This window comes from Streptomyces griseorubiginosus, from assembly GCF_036345115.1.
Classification (GTDB): domain Bacteria; phylum Actinomycetota; class Actinomycetes; order Streptomycetales; family Streptomycetaceae; genus Streptomyces; species Streptomyces griseorubiginosus_C.
Genome location: NZ_CP107766.1, coordinates 479,631 through 502,032, shown reverse-complemented (window position 1 = coordinate 502,032; position 22,402 = coordinate 479,631). Strand labels below are relative to the sequence as shown.

Annotated in this window: 18 protein-coding genes; 10 read left to right on the top strand and 8 right to left on the bottom strand. The window is 72.1% G+C overall.

The genetic code is table 11. The features are described 5' to 3' along the window. Nucleotides 1-40 precede the first annotated feature (40 nt). From OHN19_RS02355 to OHN19_RS02330, 6 genes are all read left to right on the top strand, one after another. Entirely contained in the window at nt 41-778 is a 738-nt protein-coding gene (locus OHN19_RS02355) for a beta-phosphoglucomutase family hydrolase (RefSeq protein WP_330262473.1), read from the top strand. Further along, a complete protein-coding gene (locus OHN19_RS02350) occupies nt 775-3,129 on the top strand; it encodes a glycoside hydrolase family 65 protein (protein ID WP_330262472.1) in 2,355 nt (784 codons plus the stop codon). The genes OHN19_RS02355 and OHN19_RS02350 overlap by 4 nt, the downstream gene beginning before the upstream one ends. 136 nt (nt 3,130-3,265) lie before the next feature. Further along, complete coding sequence (locus OHN19_RS02345) at nt 3,266-4,753, top strand: hypothetical protein (protein ID WP_330262471.1); 1,488 nt, start codon at nt 3,266-3,268, stop codon at nt 4,751-4,753. Continuing rightward, nucleotides 4,750-5,691, top strand: coding sequence for a lysylphosphatidylglycerol synthase domain-containing protein (locus OHN19_RS02340; RefSeq protein ID WP_330262470.1), 942 nt, complete (start codon nt 4,750-4,752; stop codon nt 5,689-5,691). Before OHN19_RS02345 ends, OHN19_RS02340 begins: the two co-directional genes overlap by 4 nt. Nucleotides 5,692-5,801: 110 nt before the next feature. Continuing rightward, nucleotides 5,802-6,656 carry a proteasome subunit beta gene (prcB, locus tag OHN19_RS02335; RefSeq protein WP_330262469.1) on the top strand — a complete coding sequence of 285 codons (855 nt, stop codon included), beginning with the start codon at nt 5,802-5,804 and terminating at the stop codon, nt 6,654-6,656. A 128-nt stretch (nt 6,657-6,784) separates the two neighbouring features. Then, nucleotides 6,785-7,942, top strand: coding sequence for a HoxN/HupN/NixA family nickel/cobalt transporter (locus tag OHN19_RS02330; protein ID WP_330262468.1), 1,158 nt, complete (start codon nt 6,785-6,787; stop codon nt 7,940-7,942). 22 nt (nt 7,943-7,964) lie between these two features. Here the strand turns inward: OHN19_RS02330 and OHN19_RS02325 are convergent, their stop codons facing one another. After that, nucleotides 7,965-8,927, bottom strand: coding sequence for a hypothetical protein (locus tag OHN19_RS02325; protein WP_330262467.1), 963 nt, complete (start codon nt 8,925-8,927; stop codon nt 7,965-7,967). A gap of 11 nt (nt 8,928-8,938) precedes the next feature. Continuing rightward, a complete protein-coding gene (locus OHN19_RS02320) occupies nt 8,939-10,411 on the bottom strand; it encodes an APC family permease (RefSeq protein WP_330262466.1) in 1,473 nt (490 codons plus the stop codon). 348 nt (nt 10,412-10,759) lie between these two features. On the opposite strand from OHN19_RS02320, the gene OHN19_RS02315 reads away from it, so the two are divergent. After that, nucleotides 10,760-11,227 (top strand): DUF5709 domain-containing protein, encoded by a 468-nt coding sequence (locus OHN19_RS02315; protein WP_330262465.1) that lies wholly within the window; start codon nt 10,760-10,762, stop codon nt 11,225-11,227. A gap of 19 nt (nt 11,228-11,246) precedes the next feature. Here OHN19_RS02315 and sthA read toward each other — a convergent pair whose 3' ends face one another. Further along, nucleotides 11,247-12,650: a Si-specific NAD(P)(+) transhydrogenase gene (gene sthA, locus OHN19_RS02310; protein WP_330262464.1), complete on the bottom strand. Its 1,404-nt coding sequence runs from the start codon at nt 12,648-12,650 to the stop codon at nt 11,247-11,249. A 752-nt stretch (nt 12,651-13,402) separates the two neighbouring features. Between sthA and OHN19_RS02305 the strand changes: the two genes are divergently transcribed. Beyond that, nucleotides 13,403-14,524, top strand: a complete 1,122-nt coding sequence (locus OHN19_RS02305) for a sulfite oxidase (RefSeq protein WP_330262463.1) — start codon at nt 13,403-13,405, stop codon at nt 14,522-14,524. A 93-nt stretch (nt 14,525-14,617) separates the two neighbouring features. Here OHN19_RS02305 and OHN19_RS02300 read toward each other — a convergent pair whose 3' ends face one another. After that, on the bottom strand, nt 14,618-14,824 hold the full coding sequence (locus OHN19_RS02300) for a hypothetical protein (protein ID WP_330262462.1): 207 nt from the start codon (nt 14,822-14,824) through the stop codon (nt 14,618-14,620). A 190-nt stretch (nt 14,825-15,014) separates the two neighbouring features. Here OHN19_RS02300 and OHN19_RS02295 point away from each other — a divergent pair, with 190 nt between their 5' ends. Next, nucleotides 15,015-17,288, top strand: coding sequence for an MMPL family transporter (locus tag OHN19_RS02295; protein ID WP_330262461.1), 2,274 nt, complete (start codon nt 15,015-15,017; stop codon nt 17,286-17,288). Here OHN19_RS02295 and OHN19_RS02290 read toward each other — a convergent pair. Next, a complete protein-coding gene (locus OHN19_RS02290; protein ID WP_391192448.1) occupies nt 17,245-18,375 on the bottom strand; it encodes a PP2C family protein-serine/threonine phosphatase in 1,131 nt (376 codons plus the stop codon). The genes OHN19_RS02295 and OHN19_RS02290 overlap by 44 nt on opposite strands. Nucleotides 18,376-18,432: 57 nt before the next feature. Beyond that, nucleotides 18,433-19,623 (bottom strand): glycoside hydrolase family 64 protein, encoded by a 1,191-nt coding sequence (locus OHN19_RS02285; protein WP_330262460.1) that lies wholly within the window; start codon nt 19,621-19,623, stop codon nt 18,433-18,435. A gap of 332 nt (nt 19,624-19,955) precedes the next feature. On the opposite strand from OHN19_RS02285, the gene OHN19_RS02280 reads away from it, so the two are divergent. Beyond that, nucleotides 19,956-20,852, top strand: a complete 897-nt coding sequence (locus OHN19_RS02280; RefSeq protein WP_330262459.1) for a GNAT family N-acetyltransferase — start codon at nt 19,956-19,958, stop codon at nt 20,850-20,852. Nucleotides 20,853-20,930: 78 nt separating this feature from the next. Here the strand turns inward: OHN19_RS02280 and OHN19_RS02275 are convergent, their stop codons facing one another. Further along, a complete protein-coding gene (locus tag OHN19_RS02275) occupies nt 20,931-21,287 on the bottom strand; it encodes a hypothetical protein (protein WP_330262458.1) in 357 nt (118 codons plus the stop codon). A 76-nt stretch (nt 21,288-21,363) separates the two neighbouring features. After that, nucleotides 21,364-22,242, bottom strand: a complete 879-nt coding sequence (locus OHN19_RS02270) for a Gfo/Idh/MocA family oxidoreductase (RefSeq protein ID WP_330262457.1) — start codon at nt 22,240-22,242, stop codon at nt 21,364-21,366. Nucleotides 22,243-22,402: the final 160 nt, after the last annotated feature.

The following is a 22,402-nucleotide window of genomic DNA, read 5'->3' as shown; positions in this document are numbered from 1 at the left end:
CACCTGTTGGCAAAGCGAAAGGCAGGGAACCGTGTCCTGTATGACGGATCTCGGTCTGCCCGAAGACATCAAGGCCTGCCTCTTCGACCTCGACGGGGTCGTCACCAAAACGGCCGTCGTGCACGCGGCGGCCTGGAAGGAGATGTTCGACGCCTTCCTGCGCGAGCGCGAGGGCGAGCACTTCCGGCCCTTCGACGACCACGACTACGACCAGTACGTCGACGGTCTGCCGCGAGCCGACGGCGTACGCACCTTCCTGGCCTCCCGCGACATCGAACTGCCCGAGGGAAACGCCGACGACCCACCCGGCGCCGAGACCGTCAACGGCCTCGGCAACCGCAAGAACGCCCTCGTCCTGGAGAAGATCCGCACCGACGGCGTCGAGGCCTACGACGACACCCTGGCCTACATCCGCGCCGCCCGCGCCCGGGGACTGCGCACCGCGATCGTCTCCTCCAGCGCCAACTGCCGCGACGTGCTGCGCGCGATCGACGCCGAGGACCTCTTCGACGTACGCGTCGACGGCGTGGTCGCCAAGGAGCGGAAGCTGCCCGGCAAGCCGCGCCCGGACACCTTCCTGGCCGCCGCCGAGGACCTGGGCCTGGACGCACCCCGCTCCGCCGTCTTCGAGGACGCCCTCGCCGGCATGGACGCGGGCCGCGCGGGCGGCTTCGGATACGTCGTCGGCCTCGACCGCGTCGGACAGACCGACGCCCTGTACGAGCACGGCGCGGACATCGTCGTGAAGGGTCTCGCCGAACTGGGAGGACACGCGTGATCACCGACCGCTCCTACACCGTCGAACCCTGGGCCGTCCGCGAGACCTCCCTCAAGCTCGACGTCCTGGCCCAGAGCGAGTCCGTGTTCGCCCTGTCCAACGGCCACGTCGGCTGGCGCGGCAACCTCGACGAGGGCGAACCGCACGGCCTGCCCGGCTCCTACCTCAACGGCGTCCACGAACTCCACCCGCTGCCGTACGCCGAGGCCGGCTACGGCTACCCGGAGTCCGGCCAGACCGTCATCGACGTCACCAACGGCAAGATCATCCGGCTCCTCGTCGACGACGAGCCCTTCGACCTGCGCTACGGCCGTCTCGTCTCCCACGAACGCACCCTCGACCTGCGCCGGGGCGTCCTGGAGCGGTCCTGCGAGTGGATCTCACCGGCCGGCTCCCGGATCCGGGTGCGCTCGACCCGGTTGGTCTCCCTCACCCAGCGGGCGATCGCCGCCGTGGCCTACGAGGTGGAGCCCGTCGACAGCCGCACCCGTGTGGTGATCCAGTCCGAGCTGGTCACCAACGAGAGCCTGCCCGGACCGAACGGTGACCCGCGTGCCGCCAAGGCCCTGAAGTCCCCCCTGGAGCACGAGGAGGGCTACGCCGAGGGCACCCGGCTGCGGCTGGTGCACCGCACCCGGCAGAGCGGCCTGAGGGTCGCCGTGGCCGCCGACCACGTGATCGACGGCCCCGGACGCACCACCACCAGCAGCGAGCAGATGGTCGACCTGGCCCGGCTGACCGTCACCTCGGTGCTGGAGCCGGGACAGCGGCTGCGGGTGGAGAAGCTCGTCGCCCACGGCTGGTCCGGCGCCCGCTCCCGGCCCGCGATGAGCGACCAGGTCGACGCGGCCCTGGCCGCCGCCGCCCACAGCGGCTGGGACGGACTCCTGGACGAACAGCGCGGCTACCTCGACGACTTCTGGGGCCGCGCCGACGTCGAGGTCGACGGCGACGAGGAGATCCAGCAGGCGGTCCGCTTCGCGCTCTTCCACGTCCTGCAGGCGGGCGCCCGCGCCGAGGAACGCGCCATCCCCGCCAAGGGCCTGACCGGCTCCGGCTACGACGGCCACGCCTTCTGGGACACCGAGACCTTCGTGCTGCCCCTGCTCACCTACACCGAGCCCCGTGCCGTCGCCGAAGCCCTGCGCTGGCGGCAGCACACCCTGCCCGCCGCCCGCGACCGCGCCGCCCAACTCGGCCTGAAGGGCGCCGCGTTCCCCTGGCGCACCATCGACGGCTCGGAAGGGTCGGCGTACTGGCCCGCCGGCACCGCCGCCTTCCACGTCAACGCGGCCGTCGCGGACGCCGTGGTGCGCTACACCGAGGCCACCGGCGACCTGGACTTCGAACGCGACACCGGTGTCGAACTCCTCGTGGAGACCGCCCGGTTGTGGCGCTCGCTCGGCCACCACGACCATCGCGGCGTCTTCCACATCGACGGTGTCACCGGGCCCGACGAGTACAGCGCCATCGCCGACGACAACACCTACACCAACCTGATGGCCCGCGCGAACCTCCTCGCCGCCGCCGAGGTCTGCGCCCGCCACCCGCAGCGGGCCGCCGCGCTCGGCGTCGACGACGAGGAGAGCGCCGCCTGGCGGGACGCCGCCGACGCCGTGCACATCCCCTACAACGACGAGCTCGGGGTGCACGAGCAGCACGCGGGCTTCACCCGCCACCAGCCGTGGGACTTCGCGGGCACGAGCGCCGACCAGTACCCGCTGATGCTGCACTTCCCCTACTTCGACCTCTACCGCAAACAGGTCGTCAAACAGGCCGACCTGGTCCTGGCCATGTACCTGTGCAGCAACTGGTTCGAGGAGTTCCACGACGAGGAGCAGATCGCCCGCAACTTCGCCTACTACGAACCGCTGACCGTACGGGACTCCTCCCTGTCGGCCTGCGTCCAGGCGGTCGTCGCCGCCCGCGCCGGCCACCTCTCCCTGGCCTACGCCTACACCGCGGAGGCGGCGCTGATGGACCTCGCGGACCTGGAGAACAACACCCGCGACGGACTCCACATCGCCTCCCTCGCCGGTACCTGGACGGCCCTGGTCGCCGGGTTCGGCGGACTGCGCCGGGACGGCGACTCCCTCCGCTTCGCGCCCCGCCTGCCCGATCGGTTCAGCCGGCTCGCCTTCAACCTCCGGCTCCTGGACCGCTGTCTGCGCGTGGAGATCGGCCCGGACAAGGCGACGTACACCCTGGTGTCGGGCGCCCCCCTGACGATCCGCCACCACGGCACCCCGGTGACCCTGGGCGACGACGGCCCGGTCGTCCGCCCCGTCCCGACACCGCGGGACCGGCCGGCACCGAGCCAGCCCCCGCACCGCGCCCCGCACGCGCGCTGAGCACCGACGGGAGATCCGGCCAGTCGCCGCTTGGCCGAACTCCACCCTGCACCCCCTTTCGCCGCGGGTTACTTTGTCCTTGCCTTTGTAATGGACCAGTCCCCGCGGCAGACGGGGTGAGGGGTGGACGAGGACGATGGCCCACGGCGACAGCGCCCTGCTGACCGGTGCGCGACGACGAACCCCGCCGGTGGACCCCGGCGGATCCCCGTGGGCCGGGGGCAGGCGACTCGTCGCCGCGGTGGCCGCCGCCTTCACACTGGCCCAACTCCTGCTGGTGCGGCCCGGGATGGGCCTCGGCTGGGACGAGACCGTCTACGTCAGCCAGGTCGGCACCCAGGCCCCGGCGGCCTTCTTCAGCGCCCCGCGCGCCCGCGGCGTCTCGCTCCTCGTGGCTCCGATCGCGAGCTGGTCGACGTCGACCGAACTCCTGCGCGTCTACCTCGCCGTGCTGTCCGGCCTCGCCCTCTACCTGGCCCTGCGCACCTGGCGCGGCCTCTTCCCGGACCGCGTCCTGGCCGTCGGCGGCGCCCTGTTCGCCTCCCTGTGGATCACCCTGTTCTACGGCCCACAGGCCATGCCCAACTACTGGGTCGCCGTCGGCGCGCTGGGCGCGGTCGGCTGCTTCCTGCGGGCCCGGGAGAACCCGAGGGCCCTGTGGGGCGTCGTGGCCGGCGTCGCGCTCATGGCGTGGATGCGGCCCACCGACGCCGTGTGGGTCACCGTCCCGCTGTTCGTCGTCGCCGCCATGACCCGCCGCCCGCGGCCCGTCGCCGCCCTCGTGACCGGCCTGGTCCTGGGCGGCACGCAGTGGGTGGTCGAGGCGTACACCAGCTACGGCGGTCTGGCCGAGCGACTGCACGAAGGCTCCCGCATCCAGGGCGGCCTCGGCCCGCAGTTCGCCGTCGTCGACCAACTGCGCAGCCTCGGCGGCCGGGCCCTGTGCCGGCCGTGCACCGGACCACTGCCCAACCCGGCCGTCATGACGTGGTGGTTCGTGCTCCCGCTGCTGGCCGCCGTCGGCCTGGTGGTCGCGGTGCGGGCCGGGCGCACGGCACGCACCCTCGTCCCGCTGGCCTGCGCCGCGACGGCCGCCGTGCCCTACCTGTTCCTGATCGGCTACGCGGCGCCCCGCTTCCTGCTGCCCGCCTACCTCCTGATGGCGATTCCGGTCGCCGACGCGCTGTTCCACCTCGCGACCACCCCGGCGGGCCGGTGGCGTCCGGTCGCCGCGGTACTGCTCGCGATCGGGCTGACGGGCCATCTGGCGGTGCAGTACGCCGTGCTGGAGCGCGCGGTCAACCGCACCACCAACTCCCACCAGGACTGGGCGGACACCGCGGCCGAGCTGCACCGCCTCGGAGTGCGGCCGCCCTGTGTGCTCACCGGCTACCTGTCGGTCCCCGTCGCCTACTACGCCGGGTGCACCTCGGCCGCCGCGTTCGGACCCAACACCAACAGCACCGAAACCAAGATCCTCGACGCGTCCCGCCGTATGCCCGTCGCCGTCCTGACCCGGCCCGGCGGCTCGCCGCCCGCCTACGCCCGCGACTGGCCCACCCGGCCCGCCGCCGGGATGGTCCTCCATGTCGCGCCGAAACAGAGCGAACCCGGGCCGACATGACGTCCGAGCAGGTCGCCGTCGCCCTCGGCCGCGGGCGCGCGTACGGGCAACTCGCCCTCACGGTCGCCGTCCTGACGGCCGCGGGGTGTCTGGCCCGCCGCCACTGGCCCCTCCTGGAGACCGGCGCCCTGCGACTGGCCGCGGCCGATCGGGGCTGGCTGCTCGCCGCCGCCGCGGCCGCCGCCGTGACCTGGGTGTGCTCGGCACTGGCCCAACAGGGTGCGGTGCTACGGCCCCTGCCGGCCAGGCGGCTGGTGGCCGCGCAGTTCGCCGCCGGTGCCGCGGGCCAGCTGGTGCCCGCCGGTCTCGGCACCGGCGCGGTCAACCTGCGCTTCCTCATGCGGTGCGGGCTGCCGGCCGCCCGCTCGGTGACCGCGCTCGCGGTGAAGGCCACGGCGGGCGGGCTGACGCGGGCCGCCCTCATCGCCGTACTCGCGACGGCCTGTCCCGGTGTCCTCGGGCTGCCGCGGCTGTCCGCCGGGTGGGTGTTCGCGGCCGGGGCCGCCGTCGTCCTGGCCGGGCTCCTCGCGGCCGCTCTGTGGCCGCGCTGCCGCCGGGCCCTGGCGCTCGTCCTGGCCGACATCAGGGCGGTCCACGCAAGGCCGCGCCGGGCGGCGGCCCTGTGGTGCGGCTCGCTGGGTTTCGCGGTCCTGCACGCGGTCGTGCTGATCGCCGTCACCCGGGCCGTCGCGCTGCCGCTGGCCCCGCCGCTGGTGGCCTTGCTCTACCTCACCGCGAGCAGCGCGGCCGCCCTGCTGCCCACCCCCGGCGGCCTCGGCTCCCTCGACGCGGCGCTCGCCCTCGCCCTCACCGCCGGGGGAGCGCCGGGCGTGGCGGCCGCCTCCGCGGTGCTCGGCTACCGGCTGCTGACCGTGTGGCTGCCCCTGCTCCCCGGGCTGCTGGTGCTCGCCCTGCTGATCCGGCGCAAGGCGCTGTGAGCCGAGCGGCGTTGCCGGGTCCCGGGCAAGGGGCTTGAGCCGACCGGCGTTTCCGGTCCCCGTGCTTCTGGTAGGACTCCGGGTGTCGGCCGGAGGCGAGGGGGAGTGCGATGACATGGAACGAACACGGCGGACGGCTGGGGGAGGAGTTCTTCACCCCGGGGTCGTCGTCCTTCACGGAGTTCCTGGCGGCCCACCGCCCCGAGTTGCTCAGCACCCGTAGGGTCCTGCCCGACGGGGTGCGGGCCGCACCGGACCAGGTGCCGCACGGCACCACCGTGCTGGCCCTCTCCTTCCGCGACGGCGTCCTCATCGCCGGTGACCGCAGGGCCACCATGGGCAACCTCATCGCCCAGCGTGACCTGGAGAAGGTGCACCCGGCCGACGACCACACGGCGGTCGCGTTCGCCGGCACCGTCGGGCTGGCCCTCGACATGGTCAAGCTCTACCAGGTCGAGCTCACCCACTTCGAGAAGATCGAGGGCGTCGCCATGACCCTCGACGGCAAGGCCCGGCGCCTGGCCGGCATGATCCGGCAGAACCTCGGCCAGGCCATGCAGGGCCTCGCCGTCGTCCCCCTCCTCACCGGCTACGACCCGGCCAGGCCGGAGGGCGAACGGGGCCGCATCTTCAGCTTCGACATCGCCGGCGGGCTCTACGAGAAGACCGGCTTCCACGCCGAGGGCTCCGGCTCGCCGTATGCCTCCGGCGCGTTGAAGAAGCTGTTCCGCAAGGGGCTCGACCGCCGCGAGGCCGCGCTCGCCGCGCTCCAGGCGCTCTACGACGCCGCCGACGACGACTCCGCGACCGGTGGCCCGGACATCAACCGGCGGATCTTCCCGATCGTCTCCGTCATCACCGAGGACGGCTTCGAGCGACTGCCCGAACCGGAGACCGAGCAACTGAGCCGGGAGATGGTCGAACAGCGGCGCGCCAGGCCGGACGGGCCGCACGCGACGCCCTGACAGGGCACTTTCCCCAGTCGTGGGAAAGACCTGCCACGGGCTTTACTGCACATGACTTGCAGGTACCGGAGGATGGCACAAGGCTGCTGATCGCGGCCGTACCCCCTTCGAAAAGGATCCTCCGCCCGATGACGGCCGCCCCTGACTCCGCTCCGCCCCTCCTCCCCGCCACCGCCCCCGCGAGGGGCTCGGTCTGGCACCGCGTCCGTGGCTCCATGACGCGGCAGGAGTGGGTCAGGGCGGGCGGCATGGCCGCCGTCGTGGTGGCGTTGCACGTCATCGGCTGGGTCACCCTCGTCGCGATCGTCGCCCCGCACCACTACAGCGTCGGCGAGAAGTCCTTCGGCGTAGGCATCGGGGTGACCGCCTACACCCTCGGGATGCGGCACGCCTTCGACGCCGACCACATCGCGGCCATCGACAACACCACCCGCAAGCTGATGGGGGAGGGGCAGCGGCCGCTGTCGGTCGGCTTCTGGTTCTCGCTCGGCCACTCCAGCGTGGTCTTCGTCCTGGCGCTGCTGCTCTCGCTCGGCGTGAAGGCCCTCGCGGGACCCGTGCGCGACGACGACTCCCGCCTCCACGACGTGACCGGTCTGATCGGTACGACTGTCTCGGGCGCCTTCCTCTACCTCATCGCCGCGGTCAACCTGGTCGTCCTGGCGGGCATCTGGAAGGTGTTCCGGCGGATGCGCTCCGGCCGTTACGACGAGGCGGCGCTGGAGGAGCAGCTGAACAACCGCGGGTTCATGAACCGTCTGCTGGGCCGCGTCATGAAGTCGATCACCAAGCCGTGGCAGATGTACCCGCTCGGACTGCTCTTCGGCCTGGGCTTCGACACCGCGACGGAGATCGCCCTGCTGGTCCTGGCCGGATCCGGCGCGGCCTCGGGACTGCCCTGGTACGCCATCCTCACCCTGCCCGTCCTGTTCGCCGCCGGCATGTCCCTCCTCGACACCGTCGACGGCTCCTTCATGAACTTCGCCTACGGCTGGGCCTTCTCCAAGCCGGTCCGCAAGGTCTACTACAACCTGACGATCACCGGCCTGTCCGTGGCCGTCGCCCTGCTCATCGGCACGGTCGAACTCCTCGGCCTCCTCGCGGACAAACTCGGCCTGCACGGCCCGTTCTGGGACTGGATCAGCGGCCTCGACCTCAACCTCCTCGGCTTCGTCATCGTGGGCCTGTTCTTCGCCACGTGGATCGTCGCCCTGGTGGTGTGGAAGGTGGGCCGGATCGAGGAGAAGTGGACGGCGGGGCTCGCGGAGCAGCCCGCCGCCGACTGACCGGGAGCGGTGTCGCCGCCGCTCAGGTGCGCACCTTGAAGTCCTTGCGCCACTTGGTGAACTGCTGTTCCGCCTCACCGGTGTACGACCACGGCGTGCGGGTGCCGCGGCGGTCCAGCATGCGCAGGAGCGGGACGGCGACCTCCTGGACACCGGCCAGACAGGCCGCGTGGGCCAGGTAGTTGAGGTCGCGGAGCTCGCCGGGGACCACGGTGTGGTCACTGCGGCCCATGATCCAGCGCTGCCAGGTCCGCCGTACGTCACTGACCGCCCCGTCGTGCTTCCAGTGCTGCCCGAGCCCCACCGACGCGGGGCGGTCCCCGTCGGCCGCGTCCACCGCCGACCGGTACTCCTCGACCCGTGCGTACTGCACCAGCACCGGCAGCGCGGACCCCGGCGGCGCCACCCCGGCCGCGTCGCGGGCGAAGTCGTACATCAGGCCGTTCGAGCCGTGCCAGCGCGACGAGTAGTAGTGCAGGACCTGCAGGTGCCCCTCCACGCTGTACGGGTCCCGCGCGTGCAACTCGTCCCACCAGCGCCCGAGTTCCTGGCGCCGTACCCCGGCCGGGTACAGCCGCGCCACCGAGATCAGGGAGATCCACGGCGTCGGGTCGTCCACGAACGCCTCGGAGGCCTGGAGACAGGCCATCACCGCGGCGTCGATGCGGCGCTGGTCGATCGGCACCCCCCGGCCCGCCGCGATGGCCAGGTTGAACGCCCTGGCCGTCTCGGTGGCCGCCCGCAGCACCAGCGCGTCGCCGTTGTGCGGTTCGGCCGCCAGCCACGACTCCACCGTCGAACTGCCCGCACAGGCCTGTGCCAGCATCCGGACCCGGTGTCCCCGCGAGAGCCAGTCGGGCCCGGTGGCACGCAGCAGTTCACGCAGCCCCTGCCAGCGGCCGATCACGATGTCCTGTCGGGCGGTGGTGAGGGGGACGTCCCCGCAGTCGGGGTCGAACTCGGGGGCGAATCGGTCTCTCGCCATCGCACAACCCCTCAGAAGTCGGTGGGGAGACCCTCGTGGACCAGCGAGGGCCCTGCCGCCCCGCCGTCGGGAACGTAGTCCGCCTCGACAGTACGGCTCGCGTCGAGCCGTGCGGGCCGGTAGTAGTCGCTGCCCCGCCTCCAGTACCAGAACATCGGGACCAGACCCACGGCCAGCCCGCCCACGCCGATCGAGATCGCGGCCGTGCTCAGCTCGCCCAGCGACTCCACGAAGACCCAGAACATGAACAGGGCGCCCAGCAGCGGCCACAGACCGCCGAGCAGGAAGTCGGTCGGGGACTTCAGCAGCATCTTGCGGTACGCGACGACGACCGCGAGGCCCGTCAGGCCGTAGTAGACGGCGATCTGGAGGCCGATCGCGGAGATCGCGTCCGAGAGGATGTCGCCCACCGAGCCGAGGGCGTTGGAGGCGATGAACATCATCAGCGCCACCGCGCCGACCACCACGATCGCCACCCACGGGGTGTTCCAGCGGCGGTGCACCCGGCCCAGCACGGACGGCATCGTGCGGTCCCGGCCCATCGCGAACAGGGACCGCGTGACCTGGATCAGCGTGGTCTCCAGGGTGGCGATCGTCGACAGCATCACCGCGACGATCAGCAGCTTGCCGCCCCAGCCCGGCCAGACCTCCTCGCCCAGTACGGCAAGGACGTTGGCGTCGTTGTCCTCGATCTGCTTCGAGGTGAGGATGACGTTCACCGCGATGGTGAACACCTCGAACAGCAGGAAGACGATGCCGACCCCGATGAGGCCCGCCAGTCCCGTCGTACGGCGGCTGTTGCGGGTCTCCTCGCTGAGGTTGCTGGTGACGTCCCAGCCCCAGTAGTAGAACGCGGCGATCAGCGCACCCGAGGCGAAGCCCTGCATCCCGTCGAAGTGGCCGAAGCCCAGCCAGGACCACTCGAAGGCGCGGGCGCTGCCCGTGTGGAAGAGGGCGAGCACCGCGAACAGCGCCAGGATCGCGAGTTCGACGCCGGACATGATGAGCTGGGCGCGCACCGTGAGCCGGGCGCCGCCGAGCACCACCAGCAGCATCAGCACGAACCAGGCCGCGCCCACGACGGTCGACAGCGCGGTGTTGTCCGCGAGGTCCTGGTCGAAGAGGGCCAGCGTCATCGAACCGGCGGGCAGCGATCCGGCCACCATGAAGATGGTCGCCGAGATCACCAGCGCCCAGCCGCTGACGAAGCCCAGAAAGGGATGGAGCGTACGGCCCACCCAGGAGTAACTGGCGCCCGCGTTCACGTCGATGCGGCTGAGATAGCTGAACGCGAGCGCGATGCCCAGCATGGGTATCGCGCAGTACAGCAGTGCCGCGGGGCTGGCCAGACCCACCGCCCCGACCAGGACCGCGGTGGTCGCCGCGATCGAGTACGCCGGCGCGCTGCCCGCCACGGCCATGACCACGGTGTCGAACGTGCCGAGGGCGTTGGCCTGTAGCCCTCTGCCCCTGTTGATGCTCATGTGTTGCGCTGCTTTCCGTAGGGCACGACGCACGGACACCGGCGCCCGCACGGCGCAAAAAGGGTGGGGGGTGGCTCCGCCCCGGGACCGGAGAGGGATGGCCTCGGCCAGGGGTGGTTCAGCAAGGAAACGAGGGGTGCGCAGGACCGTACGGCCGCTGCGTCGACGGACGGTCACTCCGCGTGTGCGAGTGATAATAGCCCCATTCCTTGAGCCTTCAAGATTAACTGGGGGGTAACCTTCCGAACCGCGGAATGCCCACTCCGCGCACCTTTTGAGGTTGGAGAGCGCGTTCGGGGAAACGCGGATCAGGACCGCCGATCAACCCCGTGCGTGAAGGAGCGTCCCATGTCCGGCGACCCGATGGCCGACGACGTCTACCAGCCCACCGGAACCAACGAGGAGCAGGAGGACGCGGCGCCGCTCGACCTCCAGGACGCCCTCGACGAGCGGACCTACGACGACACCCTCGACGAAGGCTACTCGCCACCGGAGAAGCCCCTCGGCGTCACCCGGCACGGCACCACGGCGGCCGAACAGCACGACGGCGAGACCCTCGACGAGCGCCTCGCCCAGGAGGTCCCCGAGGCCGGCGAACCCCTCGGCGACGGGGTGGGCGACCTGCCCGGTGGCGAGGGCGAGCCGGTCGATCCGCAGGCCGGCACCGACCGCGCCGGACGCCTGGTCGCCCCCGACGAGGGCGCCCACTCGGCGACCACCAAGGAGGAGGTCGCCACCGACGTGGGCATCGACGCGGGCGCGGCCGGCGCAGAGGAGGCGGCGGTGCACGTGATCGAGGACCCCGAGCAGCTCTGAGGCCCTGGGGGTCGCGGGTTCAGTCCCCGATCCGGTCGATCTGGCGCAGCTTGTTCGTGGCGTCCAGGGCGGCCACCTTGTACGACTCCGCGAGCGTCGGGTAGTTGAACACCGCGTCGACCAGGTAGTCGACGGTGCCGCCGCAGCCCATCACGGACTGGCCGATGTGAATCAGTTCGGTGGCGCCGGAGCCGAAGCAGTGCACGCCGAGCAGGGTGCGGTCCTCGGCGGAGACCAGCAGCTTCAGCATGCCGTGCGAGTCGCCGATGATCTGGCCGCGGGCCAGCTCCCGGTAGCGGGAGATGCCGACCTCGAACGGCACGCGGTCCTCGGTGAGCTGGTCCTCCGTCCGGCCCACGAAGCTGATCTCCGGGATGGTGTAGATGCCGATCGGCTGGAGGTTGTGCATCTGCCCGACCGGCTCACCGCAGGCGTGGTAGGCCGCCGAACGGCCCTGCTCCATCGAGGTGGCCGCCAGCGCCGGGAAGCCGATGACGTCGCCGACGGCGTAGATGTGCGGCACCTCGGTGCGGTAGTGCTCGTCGACCGTGATGCGGCCGCGGGGGTCCGCCGACAGGCCCGCCTTGTCGAGGTCGAGGCCGTCGGTGAGCCCCTGCCGGCCGGCCGAGTACATCACCGCGTCGGCCGGGATCTTCTTCCCGCTCTCCAGAATGGTCAGGGTGCCGCGGGGATGCCGTTCCACCGCGGCCACGGTCTCCCCGAACCGGAACGTCACCGCCAGGTCCCGCAGGTGGTACTTGAGCGACTCGATCACCTCGACGTCGCACATGTCGAGCATCCCGGCGCGCTTCTCGACCACCGTGATCTTGCTGCCGAGCGCGGCGAACATCGACGCGTACTCCATGCCGATGACGCCGGCGCCCACGATGACCATGGAGCGCGGGACCCGTTCCAGGTTCAGGACGTTGTCCGAGTCCATGATGGTCCGGCCGTCGAACTCGACGCTGTCGGGCCGGGCGGGCCGGGTGCCGGTCGCGATGACGATGTGCTCGGCGCTGAGCAGCCGTTCGTGGCCGGTGACCTCGCGCAGGGCGATCGTGTGGTCGTCGACGAAGCGGCCGGTGCCGGCGAACAGGGCGATGTGGTTGCGGGAGAGCTGGCTGCGGATCACGTCGACCTCGCGGCCCACCACGTGCTGGGTGCGCGCGGTCAGGTCGGCGACGGTGATGTCCTCCTTGAGCCGGTAGCTCTGTCCGTACAGGTCGCGCTGGGTGAGGCCGGTCAGGTACAGCACCGCCTCGCGCAGGGTCTTGGAGGGGATGGTGCCGGTGTGGATGGAGACCCCGCCGACCATGTCGGGGCGGTCGACGACGGCGACCCGGCGGCCCAGCTTGGCCGCGGCGATGGCGGCCTTCTGACCACCCGGACCGGATCCGATGACGAGCATGTCGAAGTCGGGCACCCTCGGAAGTCTGGCAGCCGGGAGGTCCTTTCCGAAAGGGTGAGCGGTCAACCGGCAGTGCGTGTGAACGGGCCGGGGGGGACGGGGATGTTGTGCTGGGGCCGCCGAGGAGACTGCGCGGACGGTGCCCGACTTCCGGGGAGGCCCCGCGGCCCGCAGCTCCGCTGACCGAGACAACGGGGAAGCCGGCGCGGCCCCGAGGGCGGAGGGGAGGCTGTGCGGACCGCACCAGCGGCGGGGCAGATTGCGTGGATTGCCGCGCGTGCAGGGGGCTTGCGGGCCGGGACGTCTGCTGGGGAGTTTTCGCGGACGGTGGCGGCGGGGGAGGGTGCGTGGACTGCTGCAACGGCGGGGCAGATTGCGTCGGTCGTGACGCGGCGGGGCAGATTGCGTGGGCCGTGACGACTCTGAGGAGCTTGCGCCGGCCGGGACCACCGCGGCGAAAGCTTGCGCGGACTGCAACAGCGGCGGGGCAGATTGCATGGTCCGCCGCGAGTGCGGGGGTTTGCGGGCCGGGACGTCTGCTGGGGAGTTTTCGCGGACGGTGGCGGCGGGGGAGGATGCCTGGACCGCGCCAGCGGTGCGGGAGATTGCGTCGGTCGCGACAACTGCGGGGGGGCGTGCGCGGGGCGTTACGGGGCGGCGCAGATTGCGAGGGGCGCGACGACCGCGGGGAGTTTGCGTGGGCCGTGACCGCAGGGGAGCTTCGCGTGGACCGCGACAGGGGTGGCCGGACGCGGGACAATACCGCCATGGGTCACCGACTCGGCGACGTGAGCACCCCGGCCCGACTGGCGGCACCCGGCGAGGGCGTCGGCCGGGACGAACTGGCGCTCGCCGCCCGCAACCACGGCCTGCCACTCGAAGCGATGCGCCACGACCTCACCCCGCCGGGCCTGCACTACGTCCTCACGCACTACGACATCCCCTACGTCCCCGAGGACACCCCCTGGCGGCTCCGCATCGGCGGCACGGTCCGCCGCCCGCTCACCCTGACCCCGGCCGACCTGCGGGCCTTCCCCCAGGTCACCACCCGGGTCACCCTGGAGTGCGCGGGCAACGGCCGCGCCCTGCTGACCCCCCGACCGGTCAGCCAGCCCTGGCTGGTCGAAGCCGTCGGCACCGCCGAGTGGACCGGCGTCCCGCTCCGGCTGCTGCTCGCCGAGGCCGGAGTGGAGCCCGGCGCCGTCGACGTGGTGGGCACCGGCGCCGACCACGGCGTGGAGCGCGGTGTCGAACAGGACTACCAGCGGTCCCTGCCGGTCGACGTGGCCACCGGCACCGAGCCCGAGGTGCTGGTCGCCCACACGATGAACGGCGCACCGCTGCCCCCGCAGCACGGCCACCCGCTGCGGCTCGTCGTACCGGGCTGGTACGGCATGGCCCACGTGAAGTGGCTGCGCGAGATCACCGTCACCGACACGCCGTTCACCGGGTTCCAGCAGACCGTCGCCTACCGGCTTCGGCAGGACCCCGGGGACGAGGGCGAGCCGGTCACCCGGATCGCGCCGCGCGCCCTGCTCGTGCCCCCCGGATTCCCGGACTTCATGTCCCGGGCCCGGGTGGTCCGGCCGGGCCCGGTGACCCTGGAGGGACGTGCATGGTCGGGCCGGGCCCCGGTGACCAGGGCCGAGGTCAGCACGGACGCGGGACACACCTGGCACGAGGCGCGGCTCGAACCGGACACCGGCCACCGCTGGGCCTGGCGGCGCTGGCGCTTCGACTGGCGGGCGGAACCGGGGGAGTTCGTCCTCAGCGCGCGGGCCACCGACGCGGAGGGCCACACCCAGCCACTGGAACAGCCCTGGAACCGTGGCGGTTTCGCCAACAACCTCGTCCAGCGGGTCCAAGTGCTGTGCATGGAGGGCGAGTAGCGGCGACACCGGGCCCGGCTGCCTGACGACAGCCGGGCATCCGGGGCCCCGACCACGGCGGTGGCCACGGCAGGGACCTGTCCAGCGCCCCTTCTACGGCAGCAACTTGTCCAGTGCCGCGGGCCCCTCCGCCGCCAGCTTGCGCCGGGCCCATTCCAGGCTGTGCGGGGTGATGTCCTTGCCCGAGGCGAGGACGAGGTCCTCCGGTGACACCTCGGTGCCAGTACGGGTGTGGAGCAGGGCGTCCGGGGTGGCGCGGTCCTCGGGACGCCCGGACGCGTCGGGCTGTGACGTCGGCATGATCTCGGCTCCTCGGATCCGGAAAGCTGTGCGGCCCGGTGGAATCAACGGGTCCGATATCACCATTCAACGCGCGGGCCGACCCTGCATCCGGAGCCGTCCGGACAACGGCCTCCCGGGATGCCCCGCTGATGCGACAGGCGTGTAATGGGGGTACTGAGCACTCGGGGACGGCAGGGAAGACGACGCCATGTCCACCACCAGCCGCGACAGCACGAGGAAGCAGCCCCAGGCATCGAAAGGGGCACTGCGCAGACTGGGCGAGTGGTGCGCCAGGCACTTCGTGATCGTCCTGATCGCCTGGCTCGTGGCCCTCGTCGCCCTCCAGGCCCTCAACCGTTCCTTCGGCGGGGACTACTCCGACAACTTCTCGCTGCCGGGCGTCCAGTCGCAGGAGGGCCTCGACGTCCTGAAGAAGCACGACCCGGCGGCCGGCGGCTACAGCAGCCAGATCGTCCTGCACGACGGTGACAAGGCGATCAGCTCGCTCAGCTCGCAGATGTCCACGACCGTCAGCGACCTGCAGAAACTGCCGCACGTCCTGTCGGCCCAGAACCCGCTCTCCGTGCCCGCCTCCAAGGTCGGGCCGGTCTCCTCGGACGGGAAGACGGGCTACATCACCGTCCGCTTCGACGTCCAGCCCTCCACCCTCGGCGACAGCTACCTGACCGGGGTCGACAACGCCGTACAGCCGCTGCGGTCCGCGGGGGCCGACGTCGAGTACGGCGGACCGCTCGGCGAACTCGCCCGGCCGAACGCCGACGACCGGGTGAGCGAGCTGATCGGCTTCGCCGTCGCGATCGTCGTCCTGCTCATCGGCTTCGGCAGTGTGATCGCCGCCGGCATCCCCCTGCTGACCGCGTTGATCAGCGTGATCGGCGGACTCGCCTGCCTCGGCCTGCTCGCCGCGGCGTTCACCTTCGCGACCGTCTCGCCCACCCTGGCCACCATGATCGGACTGGGCGTCGGCATCGACTACGCGCTGTTCCAGATCACCCGGCACCGGCAGGGCCTCATGGACGGCAGGGACCCGGTGCGCGCGGCGGGCCGGGCCACCGCCACCAGCGGACGGGCCGTACTCGTCTCCGGCTGCACGGTGATCATCGCCCTGGCCGGGCTGTCCGCGTCCGGGGTGGCGTTCATCGGGAAACTCGGACTCGCCGCCGCGGTGACCGTCGTCTCCGCGGTCCTGGGCGCCCTGACGCTGGTCCCGGCCCTGCTGGGCCTGATCGGCACCCGCATCGACCGCTACCGGGTGCGCCGCCCGGTCGCCGAGACCGACGCCCCCGAGGGCGAGACGCCGCACGGGACCTGGCACCGCTACGCCCAACGGGTCGAGCGGCGGCCCTGGCGCTACCTGGCCGCGGGTGTGACCACCGTCGTGATCCTCGCCATCCCGGTGTTCTCCATCCAGCTGGGCCATATCGGCGACGGAGCCGATCCGACCTCCTTCACCGACCGGCGGGCCTACGACCTGATGACCGACGCCTTCGGGCCCGGTTCCAACGGTCCGCTGACCGTGGTCATCGACCAGACCTCCGTACCGTCCTCCCAGCGCTCGGACCTGTCCACCCAGGCGCAGAAGACCCTGAACGCCGTGGCCGGAGCCGCCACGGTCACCCAGCTGAACCCCACCCAGGACGGTGACGTCCTGCTCGCCACCGTCTACTCCGAGCAGTCCCCGCAGAGCGCCACCACCACCGACCTCACCAACCGCCTGGTCGACACCACCCTGCCCGCAGCGGTCTCTGGCACCGACGCCAAGGGGTACGTCACCGGCACCACCGCCGCCCAGGTCGACTTCCGGGACATCGTCGCCGGCCGGCTGCCCCTGATCATCGGCGTGGTCGTCGCGCTGGCCTTCCTGATCATCCTCGCGGTGTTCCGCGGCCTGCTCGTCGCCGTGAAGGCGGCCGTCCTCAACGTCCTGTCCATCGCCGCCTCCTACGGCGTCGTCGTCGCCGTGTTCCAGTGGGGCTGGGGCGGCCCCGCGCTCGGCGTCTCCGGGAAGGTGCCGATCGAGAGCTATGTGCCGATGATGATGTTCGCGATCATCTTCGGACTGAGCATGGACTACGAGATCTTCCTGCTGTCCCGGGTCCACGAGGCCTGGCTGCGCAGCGGGGACGCCAAGGCCTCCGTCGCCCACGCACTGGAGATCACCGCCCGGGTCATCACCTGCGCCGCGCTGATCATGGTGAGCGTCTTCGCCGCGTTCATCGTCAGCGACAACATCGTGGTCAAGATGCTCGGACTGGGCCTCGCGGTGAGCGTGCTGATCGACGCGACCGTCGTACGGCTGCTGATGGTCCCGGCCGTCATGACCCTGCTGGGCCGGCACGCCTGGTGGACACCCCGGTGGCTCGACCGGATCCTCCCGCACATCGACGCCGAGGGGGAGCACGAGTCGGACGACGCGGTCAGCGGGACTCCGGAGCGCCGGGCGCGAGAACGAGCATCGTGACGTCGTCCTCGAGTTCGGGGGCGTAGCGCACCAGGTCGCTCCACACCCGCTCGGCGAGGACCGGCAGCGCGACCGGGCCGGCCGGGCCGTCGGCCGAGAACTCGACGAGCCGGTCGAGCAGGGGGTAGAAGGCCCCGGCGGAGTTGCGTGCCTCCCAGACGCCGTCCGAGGCCAGGAAGAGGCGGTCGCCGGGCCGCAGCGGGACCGTGAGCCCGGCCGGGTACGCCCCGTCGGACAGACCCAGGCCGAGCGGGGTGCCCACCGGGGCGTCGAGCTCCACGGCCAGCCCGTCACGCAGCAGCACGGGGCCGGGCTGACCGCACGCCACGATCCGCACCGCCTCCGCGCCGCCGCCGAACTCCAGCACCACCGCGGTGGCGAACAGCTCCGAGTGCCGTACGGCCGCGGAGTCCACCATCAGCCTGCGGTCCAGGCGTGCCGCCACCGACTCGGGGTCCGGCCGGTCGAGCACCGCCTCCCGGAAGGCCCCCAGCAGCGAGGCGACGGTCGCGACGGCGGACAGCCCGTGCCCCTGTACGTCGCCCATCACCACCCGCACCCCGCAGGGCCCCTCCCGGACGTCGAAGAAGTCACCGCCGACCAGCGTCCCTTGCTGCGCGGCCCGGTACAGACCCGCACACCGCACGCTTCCCACCCGCGCCGGCAGCGGCGGCACCACGGCCCGCTGCGCGGCCTCGGCGACCGCCCGCTCGGTCACCAGCTGGGCGTCACGCCGGCTGCGCACGTACGACACGACCACGCTGAGAGCGGCCACGAAGCCCACGGTCAGGGCGTCCTCGGAGCCCGGATCGTTCAGCCGGAACGCCGGAATGTTCAGCACGGCCAGGACGGACGCACCGAGCACCGCGGTCGCCGCCGGGCCGTACGACAGCACGGCCAGCGGCGGGATGGCGCCCAGCAGGAACCCGACGTCCAGCGGATCCGGGCTCACGAGGGTCGCCAGGCACACCCCGGCCAGCAGCGCGGCGGGCAGCACCCGCACCCAGCCGGGCGGCGGCGCGCCGCCCCGCAGCCAGGTCCGCCCGTCCCGGTCGCGGCGCGACGGCCGGCCGTGCACTCCGCTCACACCACTACGCTGCTACGACGCGCCGGGCGCCGCACCCCGAGCCGGTCCCCGGACCCGCTAGAACGGCGTCAGCGTCAGCCGTATCCCGGTCGGTGCCGTGTCCTGGACGTAGGAGGCGAAGTCGGCCACGTCGTCGAAGGCGAAGCCGTACGCCTTGCCGTCCTGTGTGGCCGCGTGCATGGCCTTGGCGTAGTGGTTCGTGAGCGCGGTCCGGTAGAAGGACGCGGGGTCGGTGGTCGGCTGGGCGGCGGCGCCGACCAGCGTCGTACGGTTGAAACCGGCGCCGAGCACGGCGGCGACCGGTCCCGTGGTGCCGTCGTTGGGAGCGGCGAGCGCGCCGTGGCAGAACAGCACGTCCCGGGTCGAGGGACGGGCGAAGGAGACCTGCGCGGGCCCGGTGAACACGAGCTGCCCGCCGCGCACCCGGCCGGTGAAGGTCCCCGCGTTCGTCGTGACGGTCAGGTCCCTGCCGGTGTACGTGCTCCAGACCTCGTCGATGTACGGGGCGAAGTAGTCCGCCGGGAACAGGCCGGCGTCCAGACCGTGGCCGGGCGCTATGACCCGTGTGTCGTCCACGACCAGCCGTGAGAACTCCTCGACCTGGCGCAGGGCGGCGAAGGCGCCGGCCCGCCCGGAGGCCCGCAGGGTGCCGGTCGTCTGGTCCTGTGCGCCGGTCAGCCGGATGCTCAGCGGCACGCTGAACATGTCCACCATGGTGGTGTTGCAGAACATGCCCGCCGCGTTGTGGGTGAACTCGGCGCAGTCGTGCAGCACCGGGTAGTTGGGGTCCGAGGCGACCCAGCCCGCCGGGTACTGGAGGGCCGGGGCGCCGTTGCCGTCCGTGACGACCTTGAACTTCAGCTTCGCGCCCAGGGAGACGTAGATCCGGCCGGACAGGTAGGGGAGGGACAGGCGGGTCTCGCCGCTGCCGGACAGGCTGATCGCGTAGTCGGTGAAGCCGTCGGCGCCGTTGTCCGCGAGCGCGACCGGAGCGAGGGCGCCGTCCGGGGTGACACGGACCTGCCGGCCGTCCACGTTGCCCACGATGTAGACGTGGACGTTGGCGTTGTCGAAGGCGCCGGTGTTGTTGACGACGGTCAGCGGAAGCGCTCCGGCCGCCTCGGCGCGGTTGCTGTCGGCGAGGGCGTGGGGGGCCAGGGCGGCGACGGCGGGCGCGGCCGCCATGGCACCGCCGAGGGCAAAGAGGACCTTGCGGCGAGCGGGACCGCGTCGGTGACGAGGTGTCATGTGGGGGATCTCCTCAGCTTCGTGAGAGCGCTCTCAGGTGGGGGGTGAGGCCCGATGGTACGGACCACCGGCAGGGCGGCCCAGAGGTCGGACAGCGTTTAATCCGGCTTTAAGGGCCGGTTAAGTCGCTCCCTGTGTAACGGAGTTGGCCGCGAATGCCGGTGGACGGCGTCCCGGAGATCCCGTAGCGTGAGCCGCCACGCCTCGAGACCAGCGGAAGGAGGCGAGTGCCATGCAGTTCACGACCGTCCAGCGCTCCCTCTCCGTCGTCCCGGCGTGCCTCGTCTGACCGGGAGCGCCTCACTCAGTACGCATCCCGGAGGAATCCACCCATGACCGATCTGGTCATCCGCGCGCTCGACGAGCGCGACGCCCACCTGTTCGACGCCCTGCCCGACCCGCTCGGCGTCCGCGAGTCCCACCGGCTCACCCGGCACCGCCCCGACTGGAAGCGGGTCGCCCTGCGCGACGGCGAGGTCGTGGCGCGCGCCGCCTGGTGGGGCGGCCCCGACGACACCGCGCCCCTCAACGTCAACTGGTTCGACGTGGCCGAAGGGGAGGAGGAGGCCGGCGCCGAACTCCTGCGCACCGCGCCCTGGCAGGTCGAACTGGAGATGAACCTGCCGGCGGGCTGGCGCGAGGACCCGGTCCTGCGCGCCGCCGCCGACACCCGCCTCACCGCCGTACAGAAGGCGGGATACGAGCTCGTGGTCGAGCGATTCCTGTACCGGTGGACACCGGAGTGCGGACTGCCCGAGCGGCCGGGCCGCCTGGAGTTCCGTCCCGAACCGGACGACGCCGTCTTCCTCGACCTGCTGCGCCGCATCCACTCCGCCACCCTCGACGCGCACGCCCTCAAGGCCATCGAAGAGGGCGGACTCGACCGGGCCGCCCAGGAGGAACTCGACTTCTTCCACTGGTGCCCCTCGCCCCGGGAGTGGTGGCAGATCGCGTACACCCCCGAGGGCGACACGGCCGGCATCCACATCCCGGCCCACAACCCCTCCGGGCCGTGCGTCGGCTTCATCGGCGTCGTGCCGGAACACCGAGGGCACGGCTACGCCTACGACCTCCTCGCCGAGTGCACCCACCACCTGGTCGAGCGGGGCGCCGAGTTCGTCTCCGCCGCGACGGACCAGGGGAACTTCCCGATGGCCGCCAACTTCACCAAGGCGGGTTACCCCGTCGTACGGGAACGGCTGAACTTCCAGCCCGTACGGGGTCGTTGACCTGTATTCCCCACCCGGCGTGGCGCGACGAGCCGCTCACTCGCCCTGCGTGGCCCGTCAAGTGTGCCGTGTCCCGGCTCAGCTCGACAGCACGGCGATGGCGATGACCGCCGCGAGCATCAGCACCAGGCAGCCGCAGGTGGTCAGCGCGTCGCGTCGGGCGCCCTTGACTCCCTCCTCGGTGTCCGCCCGCCAGGACGGGTCGAGGACCACCTCGCCGGACTCGAGGGCCGCCGCCACCCGCTGGACCTCGGCATGGGAGTACACCGTGCAGGTGTTCACGCCGAGGGTCCCGTAGCCCTTCCGCTCCTGGGTCGCCACCCCGTGGGCGGAGGCCACCTGGGGCACGTACTTGCGTCTGACCGTCCAGAGAGCGGCGGCCCTGTCGGCCTGCACCCAGCTGGAGCCCGAGGGCGGCACGTCCGGCGTGGTCATGCCCATCATGGTGCCGCCGAGGGCGGCACGGGACAAGACAGCACCAGCGACCCCACCCGGCGTCGACGGACAGGCCTCAGCGTTCCAGCAGTGCCTCCGCCTCCGTGAGGATCTCCGTGACGCGCAGGCCGAACGCGGCGTCGCACGGGTGGGGTTGCCCGGTGCGGGCGGCGGTGAGCAGGGCGTCGGCCGCCCGGGCCATGGCCGGTCCGACGCCCTCGGACGATTCCGGGAGCCGGGCCACCCCACCCGCCCCGCGCAGCTCCACGCCCACTCCCGCGGCCGCCGGCGGCGCCGTGAGGCTCAGCGTCAGCGTGCTCGACGCGCCGCCGCTGTGCCGCAGCACCAGGTGGACGGTGTCACCGGGACCGTGCGCGGCCGCCGCCACCTCACGGACCTCGCCCAGGACCGGCAGCAGCACCGACAGGGCGTGCGGACCCACGTCCCACAGCGCGCCCTTCTCCCGCCGCCACGGCGAGTCCGCGAAGGGGCTCTCGCTGGTGAACACCGACCCGAGCCACTCCGCCCGCCCGGTGAACCAGCCCTCCACACCCGCCTGTTCACCGATCCACGCCTCGGTCTCGGCCAGGAAACGGGAGGTGAAGAACACCACCGAGGCGACCTGGGCCGCCCGGACGGCCTCGACCACCGCCCGCCCCTGCTCGACCGTCGTGGCCAGGGGCTTGTCCAGCAGCAGATGGCACCCCGCCCGCGCGGCCCGCGCCGCGAGCTCCGCCTGCACGCCCGGCGGCAGGGCCACCGCGACGGCGTCCACGTCGGCGAGCAGCGCGTCGACGTCGTCGTACCCGCGCGTGCCGTGCTCGTCGGCCAACTCCTTGGCGGCGTCCGGACGACGGCCCCACACCCCGGCGAAGTCCAGCTCCGGGTGTGCGCTGAGCGCGGGGGCGTGGGCCATCCGGGCCCAGGGACCGGTTCCGAGCAGTCCGATACGCATGCCGCCGCCTCTCTCGCCACTGCCGAATCTCACGACGACCGGCCCCGGCGGAACCGGGTGGTCGAGGTGAGGGTGTCACACGCGGGCGGCCGTCGCGCAACCACCGCGATTCAGCGATCCGGTCGCTGAATCCGTTCTCGTTCTTCTATTGGACCCTCGG

Coding starts and splice junctions, on each gene's coding strand:
- OHN19_RS02305 (WP_330262463.1), top strand. CDS start 13,403: ATGGGTCACCGACTCGGCGACGTGAGCACCCCGGCCCGACTGGCGGCA.
- OHN19_RS02330 (WP_330262468.1), top strand. CDS start 6,785: ATGACGGCCGCCCCTGACTCCGCTCCGCCCCTCCTCCCCGCCACCGCC.
- OHN19_RS02295 (WP_330262461.1), top strand. CDS start 15,015: ATGTCCACCACCAGCCGCGACAGCACGAGGAAGCAGCCCCAGGCATCG.
- OHN19_RS02320 (WP_330262466.1), bottom strand. CDS start 10,411: ATGAGCATCAACAGGGGCAGAGGGCTACAGGCCAACGCCCTCGGCACG.
- OHN19_RS02270 (WP_330262457.1), bottom strand. CDS start 22,242: ATGCGTATCGGACTGCTCGGAACCGGTCCCTGGGCCCGGATGGCCCAC.
- OHN19_RS02275 (WP_330262458.1), bottom strand. CDS start 21,287: ATGACCACGCCGGACGTGCCGCCCTCGGGCTCCAGCTGGGTGCAGGCC.
- OHN19_RS02345 (WP_330262471.1), top strand. CDS start 3,266: ATGGCCCACGGCGACAGCGCCCTGCTGACCGGTGCGCGACGACGAACC.
- prcB (WP_330262469.1), top strand. CDS start 5,802: ATGACATGGAACGAACACGGCGGACGGCTGGGGGAGGAGTTCTTCACC.
- OHN19_RS02315 (WP_330262465.1), top strand. CDS start 10,760: ATGTCCGGCGACCCGATGGCCGACGACGTCTACCAGCCCACCGGAACC.
- OHN19_RS02355 (WP_330262473.1), top strand. CDS start 41: ATGACGGATCTCGGTCTGCCCGAAGACATCAAGGCCTGCCTCTTCGAC.
- OHN19_RS02340 (WP_330262470.1), top strand. CDS start 4,750: ATGACGTCCGAGCAGGTCGCCGTCGCCCTCGGCCGCGGGCGCGCGTAC.
- OHN19_RS02280 (WP_330262459.1), top strand. CDS start 19,956: ATGACCGATCTGGTCATCCGCGCGCTCGACGAGCGCGACGCCCACCTG.
- OHN19_RS02285 (WP_330262460.1), bottom strand. CDS start 19,623: ATGACACCTCGTCACCGACGCGGTCCCGCTCGCCGCAAGGTCCTCTTT.
- OHN19_RS02325 (WP_330262467.1), bottom strand. CDS start 8,927: ATGGCGAGAGACCGATTCGCCCCCGAGTTCGACCCCGACTGCGGGGAC.
- OHN19_RS02300 (WP_330262462.1), bottom strand. CDS start 14,824: ATGCCGACGTCACAGCCCGACGCGTCCGGGCGTCCCGAGGACCGCGCC.